We start from the raw sequence: 9,290 nt of genomic DNA on the forward strand, positions 1-9,290 counted from the left end.
GCAGCAACCAGTCGGCGCGACGGCCTCCCGACGGAACGATCTTGCCCTGCTTCATCTGCTCGTTGAAGGTGGCTTCCCACAACGTCCGAAAGCAGAGCACATGCCGGGCCAGCCCGCAGGCGATGGCGAGCATCGCGGCGATCACCGAGCCGCCGGGGCCGAATGTCTCGATACCGCCGTTGTGCCATGTCGGCCGAATGCCAAGCGCGGCTTCCAAAGAGGTAACCCCGCCTTCGCCGAAGCCGCCGAGGTTGCCGCCCCCGGGGTAGGTCGACAAGCCGTCGATGTCGTCGATGGTCAGGCCGGCGTCGGCGATCGCGGCCTCGCAGGCCGCGATGGTCAGCGACAGCGGTGGCACCATCAACCGTCGCCCGATCTCCGACATGCCGATTCCGGTGAGCGCCACCTTGTCTTCGAATTTCTCCGGCGTCAGCATCGGCCGTACGAACTCTCCGAACCGCTCCGGTGCGATCTCGTCGATCGGCAGCGCCGCGGATTCTGCGCCCTCGACGAGACGGAACAGCGGCAGCCAGACGTCCTCGTCGTGCTCGAAGACGACCTCCACCTGCTGGCCCAATTCAAGGTGTTCGGGATCGCAGTCGATGATGTTGGTGGTCAGTCGAACTCGCGGGTCCTCGGCGATGGCGACCTGGGCGACGACGTAGGGGGCGGGTAAGCCCGGCACGCTGAAGCGATGGTTGACGGTGAATCCGGCCAACGTGGCGCGGCCCGAGACCGCCCGCACATTCAGGTTGTGCGAGCGGCAGTATCGGCACACCGGCGCGGGCGGATAGATGAGCGCGGTGCAGTCACCGCATTCCTGTATACGCAGCTTTCCGTCGGCGCCCGAGGTCCAGAAGAACTCGTTGTCGAGAGTGATCAACGGCAGCGGACGTCCGGTCAACGGGTGAACCCCCACTCGGCTTCGTTGTCTTCGGTTTTGAGAGTTTCGGCCGCATCGTCTGCGCCGACCGACCTTTCATGCGGCTCGGAGTCGCGGTGCTCGCCCCATTCGGTGATCGCGTGCACCGGGCAATCCAGCAGGGCCCGAGTCACGGCGTCGTAATCGCCTTCGGCGACTTCGCCGCCGCCTTCCAGCGACGCATATCCCCAGTCGTCGAGGGAGAAGTACTCCGGCGCATGCTTGGCGCACACGCCGAAGCCGTCGCATACGGTGCGGTCCAGACGGATTCTCAAACCTGGCTCACCTCCTCTACCTGGTAGGGGCGGTCGGCCGTGAATGCGCCGAGTTGGCATGTCTGGCAGCCATTGTCGAGATGGCTCTGGACGACGTCGGAAAACTTCGCCAACAGGCTCGCGGCAACGTTAGTCGCGGCGTCAAGCGTCGCGCAGGCACCCCGGCCACGGAGCACCACGGACCAGCGGCGTAACCGGGCCAGGTCCTCCTCGGTCGCGGCGCCGTCGCGCAGTGCCCCGGCGACTGCGGCCATCGCCGCCGTCCCGTTGAAACAGGAGCCGCATTGCCCCGCGTTTTCGCGGTCGAAGTAGGCCAGCACCGACGCGGCAACCGCGAGCGGACATTCGTCGGTGATCAACGCTATCGCGCCGTTGCCCAGGCCGCTTCCGAGTTCGCGCAGGGTCTCATAGTCCAACGTGGCGTCGAGCACACCGCGATCGAGCAGGCCAGCGAAGTAACCGCCCATCAGCACGCCTTGCACTTGATCGGGCGAAACACCGTGCAGGGCAAGTAGTTCTGGGAACGGCAGGCCATGCGGAATCTCATAGAGGCCGGGCGCGCGGCCGGCGCCGGTGACCGTGACCAGGAAACTGCCGGGCGACTGCGACGTGCCAAGCGAGCGAAACTCGGCTGAGCCGTGGCACTGCAGGTAGGGCAGGCTGGCCAGCGTCTCCACGTTGCTCACCAGCGTCGGGAGTCCGCCGACACCCTCCTGAAAAGGCCGCGGCGGCTTGTCTGTCGGCTTGACCGGACCGCCGTTCAGCGCGCGGACGGCCGCGGTTTCCTCGCCGGCGACGTATCCCGGCTCGACGCTCCGGACTTCAACCGCGACGCCGTCGAAGGCGTCCGTTCCAAGCTCGGCCAGTGCGGCTTCCACACTGCGTGCAGACTCCGGGTCGGACACATAGACATAGCTGCGGTCGGCCCCCACCATCGCGGCGGCAAGTCGCAGTCCGTCGAGGATCAGATGTGGCCGGTGCCGCAGCAACCACCTGTCCTTGATCGAAGCAGGTTCGCCCTCTTCGCCGTTGGCCACAACGACGGCCCCACCGGCGGCGAGCCCATTGTCGCGCACGGCGCGCACCTTTACCGAGAGGGGAAAGCCGGCCCCGCCTCGGCCGAGGAGCCCGCTGGACTCGACCTCGCCGATTAGTTGATCAGGTCCGGCGAGCGGCTGGTAACCGCCGAGTTGCCGGTATGCGGCAAGGTCTTCGCGGCCGTGGGCACTGTGGCTGCTCAGCAGCCTTGGCGTGAAGCCCGGCGAGGAGCTGATGGTGATGGCTGGTGCGGCGCTGGTCTCCATCAGCTGACTCCCGACGCCACAGTTAGGCTTGCGCACATGCGAACCGCGGTCGTGCGGGTCAATGTCGACCCAGACAACACGCTGGCGCCTGCACAGCTAACAGAGGGCATGGCGGTGCTCCTCGATCGTGTCAGTCGCGTGGGCGGCGATGTTCTTGTCAAGGATCTCGGGGCCATGCCTGCGGGTCGCCGCGAGGTGGAGCTGCTGATCAACTGCGATGATGTTGACGCGGCGAAGCGAACGGCTATTGACTTGTGCACCAACGCCTTTGCGACCGCCCCGGTTCCCGGTGTGGTCACCTTCGTCAGCCGGGGAACCGATGATGACGCGCACGGCGTGCTGTCCGGCTTCGGACTCACCGGCGAAATTGTTCGCACGCCCGGCGACGACGGTTACGACATCGTGCGGGTGACGCTGCGCGAAGCCGACCTCGAGCGCATTCCGGAGAGCCGGATCCATACGGCGTTGGAGGCATCCTTGAACTGCGAGGTGCAGATTCGTACGGTGTAGATGCATCAGCGCCCCAGGAACTCCAGGATCGCCGGCGCCGCCTGCACCCAAGTGTCAAACATGTTGAAGTGCTTAACTTTCCCCTGCGCGCGAGCCTCTGACGCACGCTCCCAGGCATCCTCCGGCCACGGCGGGTCGATCAGCTTGGATCCCTTGATCAAACAGCTGACCTCGAGCGAGGTGCGTTTGGGGTGATCCATGTCGTTCTCGCCGCCACGAATGATCAAGGTCGGAACCTGAATCTGGTCGAACATCTCGTCGGGCACACCGGGAATGGTCTGTCCGGGCTTGGACACGAACGCGTTCAGCCAGCGCAGCATGACCTTGAGGAACTCGTCTTTATCGAACTCGAGGATCCGCTGCTTGTTGGCCGGGTTTTCGTCGATGCGCTCGCGCCATTCGGTTACCTGCGCCACGCCGTCCATCCCGGTGCCGCGCACCGCGAGAATGCTCGGGATGATGTAGAAGGACCCGAGCACGAAGGATCCGTATATGCCGCCCACGATGTTCCACACCACGAGCTTTTCGACCAGTTCGGGATAGAGCATGGTGGTCAGCATGGAATCCCTTGCCCCGCCGGACCCGCCGGCGAGGATGCACCGCTGGAAGCCCAGCCCCGTCACCAGCTTGTGCAGCGTCTCGGCGCGCATGTGCGACTCGCTCTGCCCGTAGAACTGAACGTCGGAGGCGCCGCAATTCGGCCTGTCCCACAGCAGCACCCGATAACCGCCCGCGACCAGAGCCTCGGCCAGCGGCCGCAGTCCCGGGATCTCCTTGCTGAACCGGCCGCCCGGCGTCATGGCAATGAGATCGCCTGAGTCACCCAGGATTTCATAGACAACATTGCCGCCGTTGATCTCCGTTGAAGGCACGCGATTCTCCCGTTGTTTAGGCCATCACCAGGACGTCGTTGCCGACGATTCGCACCGGGTAGGTGCGGATGCTCCATTCCGGCTTGACCGTGGTCGTGCCGGTTGCCAGCTCGAAACCCCATTGGTGCCAAGGGCAGTAGATGTATTCCTGATCGCGCACCATGACCGCATCACCGGGCGCGGTCTCGTCCACGATGGTGCGCCCCCGCGCACGTCCCGAGCACAGCGGACCGCCCTGGTGTGGGCAGTAATTCGCGATCGCGTAGAAGGTGCCGTTGACGTTGTAGACACCCACACCGTGTCGTCCGATCGGCACCAGCTTGTGCTTGCCCGAAGGGATCTCGTCGACCGTGGCGACAACGTGCTCGCGACCTTGAGCCAAGCGGGGCTGAGGCCGCTCGGCGATTTCCTCCGACAACTCAGAGCACCCGGACTTGACCTTCAAGGACGGGAACCGTCTCCGGAAGGTGGTAGGTCGCGATGCCGTTCTTGTACATCACCGCGTCCCGGGCGTACTTGGGCAGGTGCTTGACGAGCCAACGCGGGTCGTCGAAGGTCCAGTGCGGATAGTCCGACGAGAACAGCAGGATCTTCTCGCACTCCATCCACTCCAGAGCGCGAGACAGCTCGGTCTTGTCCTCGGGGTAGTCCAGCGGCTGGGTGGTGAACTTGATGTGGTCCTTGACGTATTCCGACGGCTTGCGCTTGATGTCCAGCCAGGATTTGCGGGCTTCGTAGATCGCGTCCATCCGCCACATCAGCGGCAGGATCCAGGTGAATGCGTGCTCGACGAAGACGATGTGCAGCCCCGGGAAACGGTCGAAGACTCCGTCGAAGATCAGGCTCATCACCTGGTTGGCGGCCAGCAGCGAGTAGGTGACCATGAAGTCGTGGTTGTAGCTGGGGTATCCCACCGGCGGGGCCGGCAGCTCGTCGAACTGGCTGCGGGACAGATGGCAGCTCACGGGCATGTCGTGTCTGCTGGCTGCGGCCCAGATCGGGTCGTACTTCGGGTTACCCCAGGGGGGCCGCGGCTCGGCCTTGATCAGAATCTGCGCCATGTAGGGGTGCCCGGCCCACTTCTCGATCTCGCGAGCCGACTCTTCGGGCTCCTCGATCGCGGCGCAGATCGATCCGCGCCACCGCTCGTGCCAGTTGTTGTGGCTGTCCAGCCAGTGGTGAGCCTGCCAGTCGTTCAAGGCGGCCGACATCGCGTGCTGCGCCTCGGGGATCCGCGCCGGGTAGGCGCCGGGTTCCAGAATGCCGATGTCGGAACCCGCTTCCATGATCAGCTGGCGGAACGCCATGTCCGGGTCGCTGCCGGGGAATTCGCCGTCCGGCGGGAATGCATCGGTGCGCATCGCGTAGGCGTGCGCGTAGTCGGGGGCGTCGTAGTAGATCTGGTCGCCCACAGTGCGACTCAGAAAGTACTTGCTGCGCCACGGTTCGGGGATGTACTGGACCAGCTCGCCGCGCCGGGGCACCGGGTGGACGTCCGAGTCGACGCACCGCACGGCGATGCGCTCGGCGGCCGGAACGCGCTCTTGTGAATGGGTCAGCGTCATCTCGATCTCCTCGCTCTCCTTCTACTGTGCGCCTGAGCCGACGGCGATGTCTATGCCATAGAGGTCGGCCGCATTGCGCCAGCACAGCTTCTCCCGTTGCCCGGCAGATAGTGCCTTTGGCAGCTTGTTGATGTCGCCGCACTGCCAGTGCGGGTAGCTCGAGCCGAACATCACCATGTCTTCCTTGCCGGTGAAGCCGAACCACTCGCCGGCGAACTCGGTGTCGCCGGGGCCGTCGAGGCTGCCCTGGACGAAAAACACATGGCCGGGCAGGTAGTCGCTCGGGATCCGGGGCGCCCACGGCGTCTGCTCGAGGTGCGGCCGGCCAAAGGTATCCATCCGCCACATGAACGGCGTGATGAAATCCGCGGCGCCGTCGCCCCAGACGAACTTCAGGCCGGGGAAGCGTTCGAACACGCCCTCGGCGATCATGTTCATCTGGTGGTAAATGTAGTTGAGCGCCATGAAGCTGACGTAGTGCTCGTAGACCCGGGTATTGCCGTTCGGGGTCGGCGGATTGGCGATACCCGAGCCGACCTCGATGTGCGCGGCCACTGGAAGGCCCGCGTCAGCGGCCGCTTCCCACAACGGCCAGAATTGGGGCTTGCCGTAGACCTCGCGGGACTGCAGCGGGACGCCGATCTGGACCACCCGGGGGTGTGAGCGCCACTTCTCTATTTCTTTCAGTGCGCCCGCGATGTCGTCGGGGTTCACCCGGATCGTGCCGCGGAACCTATCGCCGAATTGGCTGTGCTCCAACCACTTCGACACCATCATCTCGTTGTGGGCCGCGTGCAGTGCGGTGCCGAGGTGGCGGTCCGGCATGATGCCACGCGCCATTGGGTGCAGCACCGCGATGTCGACACCGCGCTTCGAAAACAACTCGTTGCCAACGAATTCCGGGTCCGAACCAGGGTACTGCCGGTTCGGACCCTCGGTCTTGGGCGCGTACTCGCCGCCCGGGGCGCCGTACCAATCCATCTCGTAGTCGGGGAAGCCGCGACTCTTGAACGGCTCGCGCAACGTCGAGCGCAGTTCTCTGTTGGACGAGAAGAAGATGTGCACGCTGGCGTCGATCAGCGGCGTGCGCGTCCCGTCCGGGTGCTCGATCACCTAAACCGCCCTTCGTGCATCGGCCGACTGCGTCGAGGGAATTCAGCAGTCTGTAGCCAAACTAACATCCCCGTTGACCGCTATTCAATGGGTTTCCCGTAAGCATTTCGATTATTAATCGCACCTGATAGTGGCCACAATCGGACCCTATGCGAGTAGTACTGTTCTACTCCAGCGATAATACCATTCTCACTGTCTGGAGCTGCCGATGGTGACGCCGGCGGCCCGCTCGATCGGTTTGATCGCGGACGTGAAATCGGAGTCGGCGCCCTCGTCGTTGAGCGTGGCTTCCCAGAGTCGAGCCACGGCTTCGGCGATCTCGACCGGCACGCCGAGCGCTTTCGCCTCGTCGAGGTACAACCGGACATCCTTGACCATCAGCCCGGTGGCGAAGCCGTAGTCGAATGTGCGGGGGAGGATCGCCCGCGGGAACTTGTCGCGGCTGGCACTCGTCGCGCCCGAGCCCGCGTTGAGCACGTCGATCATCACACTCGGATCCAGGCCCGACTTAGCCCCCATCACAACGACTTCCGATGTTGCGACCAGCACGGTGGCCGCCAGGATGTTGTTGACGAGCTTCATCGTCTGCGCCGAACCGGGCTGTTCGCCCACATGTATCGGTCGACCGAGTGTTTCCAGCACCGGCTGGAGTGCGCCGAATTCGCGGTGTGGTGCGGACACCATCATCGCAAGTGTCCCGTTTTCGGCTCCGCCGACGCCGCCGCTGACCGGGCTGTCGATTGCGAGGATATTGCGTTCGGCGAGGATGCCGTGGATCTGTACCGCGGTGGAGCTGCCGATCGTCGACAGGTCGACGTAGCGGCGCACCCGGCCGCCCTCGACCACACCGGCGGCACCGGTCGCCACCTCGACCGCAGCGTGCGGCGAGGGCAGGCTCGCCAGCACGGTTTCGGCCACGTCGGCGACCTCTTTCGGCGACGATGCCGGCCGGGCCCCGAGGGCGACAAGTCTGTCCAAGGCTTCGGTGCGGGTATCGAAAGCAACGACGTCGTACCCCGCGTCGATCAGGCGCCGCGCCATCGGAAACCCCATGTGGCCCAGACCGATAAACCCAATGTCCACCATTGCCGCCTACCTCTCGCCGACGTCCGCCAGGCCGCAGAGCATTCCTGCGAGATTGTCACTGTGCTATTAAGAGAATAGTATTCTCACAGCACGTTAACTGATCTAAGGAGTTGGCCGGGATGCTGCTGGAATTCGACGCTGATCAGCGGCTCTGGCAGGAAACCGTGCGCGACGCCGTGGGCAAGCAGTGCCCGCCGGCGCTGGTCCGGGGTGTCGCAGAAGACGGCGTCGACCCGACCCCGGTGTGGACGGCCTACGTAGAGCACGGCTGGACCGAGATGAACGACGCCGAGACCGCCGTCGAGCTGGCCATCGTGCTCGAAGAGTTGGGACGGGCCACCGACCCCACCCCGTTTCTGGCGACCATGACCCAGTTTGCGCCGCTGGCCGCCGACCGGTTCGACCCGCGGGCATCTGGCACCGCCGTCTACAGCGGGATCACCGTGCACCGCGACGGCGAGGAGTGGGTGCTGGACGGCACCGCGCGGCACGTATTGGACGGCGACCGCGCCGAGTGGTTGGCGGTGGTGACCGATGCCGCGGTGTTCATCGTCAACGCCGACGAGGCGGGCGGGCAGCTTTCCCGGCGACGCAGCGCCGTACTCGACCCCGTCCTGCACGTCGCCGACCTGACATTCAGCGGACTGCGGCTGCCCGACACCGCCCGCGTCGAGGTCGACACCGAACGGGCGCATCATGTTGCCCTGATGGGCATGGCGATGACGATGGTCGGTGCGTGCCAACGCATTCTGGACCTGGTCCTCGACCACGTGCGCAGTCGCCACCAGTTCGGGGTGCCGATCGGATCCTTTCAGGCGGTCCAGCACAAAGCGGCCGACATGCACGTTGCGGTGGAACGGGCGCGGGCGCTGGCCTATTACGCGGCGCTGACGATAGCCGCAGACGATCCACGGCGGCGGCTGGCCGCCGAGATGGCGAAAGCGTCTGCGGGAGAATGCCAATCGCTGGTGTTCCGCCACGGCCTGCAGCTGTTCGGCGCGATGGGCTTCACGTGGGAGAACGACCTTCAATTCGCGTTGAAGCGGGCCAAGGCCGGCGAGCTCATGCTCGGCGGAACCGCTGAGCACCGCGCGAGGGTTACCGAGGAGTACCGTGCAGCTCACCTTTGATCCCGACGTCGAGGCATTCCGCGCTGAGTTCGTCGCGTTCCTGGACGAGCACGCGCCCGCGACAGCGGCCGAGGCGCTGGAGCGGCCGAAGTCGGTGTCGCACATGCCGGATTGGGCCCGCCGCTGGCAGCGCCTGCTGTTCGACAACGGCTGGCTGCTGCCCACGCAACCGCCGGAATTCGGTGGCCGCAATGCCACGGTCTTGCAGCAGTATGTGTACCTGGAAGAGCTGTGCAAGCGCCGGATCTATCACAGCTTCAACCCGCAGGGTGTCAACATCATTGCGGCGTCGCTGATTTCGTTCGGCAGCGACGAACAGAAGCAGCGCTGGGCGGTGCCCATTCTGCGGGCCGAGATCACCGCGTCGCTGGGGATGAGCGAGCCCAGCGCCGGTTCGGATCTGGCCTCGCTGCGAACCAAGGCGGTGCGCGACGGCGATCACTTCGTGGTTAACGGACAGAAAGTGTGGACGTCGGGTGCCCACGATGCCGACGTGCTGCTGACGTTCGTCCG

Annotated in this window: 11 protein-coding genes; 3 read left to right on the forward strand and 8 right to left on the reverse strand. The window is 65.1% G+C overall.

The window, feature by feature from the left end; genetic code table 11:
- From VN856_RS27710 to VN856_RS27720, 3 genes are all read right to left on the reverse strand, one after another.
- Positions 1–904: OB-fold domain-containing protein (locus VN856_RS27710; protein ID WP_325695266.1), on the reverse strand; the 904-nt coding region annotated here is incomplete at its 3' end.
- Entirely contained in the window at positions 901–1,197 is a 297-nt protein-coding gene (locus VN856_RS27715) for a ferredoxin (protein ID WP_325695268.1), read from the reverse strand. The genes VN856_RS27715 and VN856_RS27710, both read right to left, overlap by 4 nt.
- A complete protein-coding gene (locus tag VN856_RS27720) occupies positions 1,194–2,501 on the reverse strand; it encodes an NADH-ubiquinone oxidoreductase-F iron-sulfur binding region domain-containing protein (RefSeq protein ID WP_325695270.1) in 1,308 nt (435 codons plus the stop codon). Before VN856_RS27720 ends, VN856_RS27715 begins: the two co-directional genes overlap by 4 nt.
- Positions 2,502–2,537: 36 nt before the next feature.
- Here VN856_RS27720 and VN856_RS27725 point away from each other — a divergent pair, with 36 nt between their 5' ends.
- The gene (locus tag VN856_RS27725) at positions 2,538–3,011 is read left to right on the forward strand and encodes a hypothetical protein (RefSeq protein WP_325695272.1); all 474 of its coding nucleotides are present in this window, start codon (positions 2,538–2,540) and stop codon (positions 3,009–3,011) included.
- A gap of 5 nt (positions 3,012–3,016) precedes the next feature.
- Here the strand turns inward: VN856_RS27725 and VN856_RS27730 are convergent, their stop codons facing one another.
- The 5 genes from VN856_RS27730 to VN856_RS27750 all read right to left on the reverse strand — a co-directional run bounded on the left by VN856_RS27730 (position 3,017) and on the right by VN856_RS27750 (position 7,644).
- On the reverse strand, positions 3,017–3,883 hold the full coding sequence (locus VN856_RS27730) for an alpha/beta hydrolase (protein ID WP_325695274.1): 867 nt from the start codon (positions 3,881–3,883) through the stop codon (positions 3,017–3,019).
- Positions 3,884–3,899: 16 nt separating this feature from the next.
- Entirely contained in the window at positions 3,900–4,301 is a 402-nt protein-coding gene (locus VN856_RS27735; RefSeq protein WP_325695276.1) for a Rieske (2Fe-2S) protein, read from the reverse strand.
- Between the two features lies 1 nt (position 4,302).
- Positions 4,303–5,448, reverse strand: coding sequence for an amidohydrolase family protein (locus VN856_RS27740; protein WP_325695278.1), 1,146 nt, complete (start codon positions 5,446–5,448; stop codon positions 4,303–4,305).
- A gap of 21 nt (positions 5,449–5,469) precedes the next feature.
- Positions 5,470–6,561, reverse strand: coding sequence for an amidohydrolase family protein (locus tag VN856_RS27745; protein ID WP_325695280.1), 1,092 nt, complete (start codon positions 6,559–6,561; stop codon positions 5,470–5,472).
- Between the two features lie 189 nt (positions 6,562–6,750).
- On the reverse strand, positions 6,751–7,644 hold the full coding sequence (locus tag VN856_RS27750; protein ID WP_325695285.1) for an NAD(P)-dependent oxidoreductase: 894 nt from the start codon (positions 7,642–7,644) through the stop codon (positions 6,751–6,753).
- A gap of 122 nt (positions 7,645–7,766) precedes the next feature.
- Between VN856_RS27750 and VN856_RS27755 the strand changes: the two genes are divergently transcribed.
- Positions 7,767–8,777: an acyl-CoA dehydrogenase family protein gene (locus VN856_RS27755; protein ID WP_325695282.1), complete on the forward strand. Its 1,011-nt coding sequence runs from the start codon at positions 7,767–7,769 to the stop codon at positions 8,775–8,777.
- On the forward strand, positions 8,761–9,290 hold a 530-nt coding region (locus VN856_RS27760), incomplete at its 3' end, for an acyl-CoA dehydrogenase family protein (protein ID WP_325695284.1). The genes VN856_RS27755 and VN856_RS27760, both read left to right, overlap by 17 nt.

The organism is Mycobacterium sp. (assembly GCF_035603715.1).
Classification (GTDB): domain Bacteria; phylum Actinomycetota; class Actinomycetes; order Mycobacteriales; family Mycobacteriaceae; genus Mycobacterium.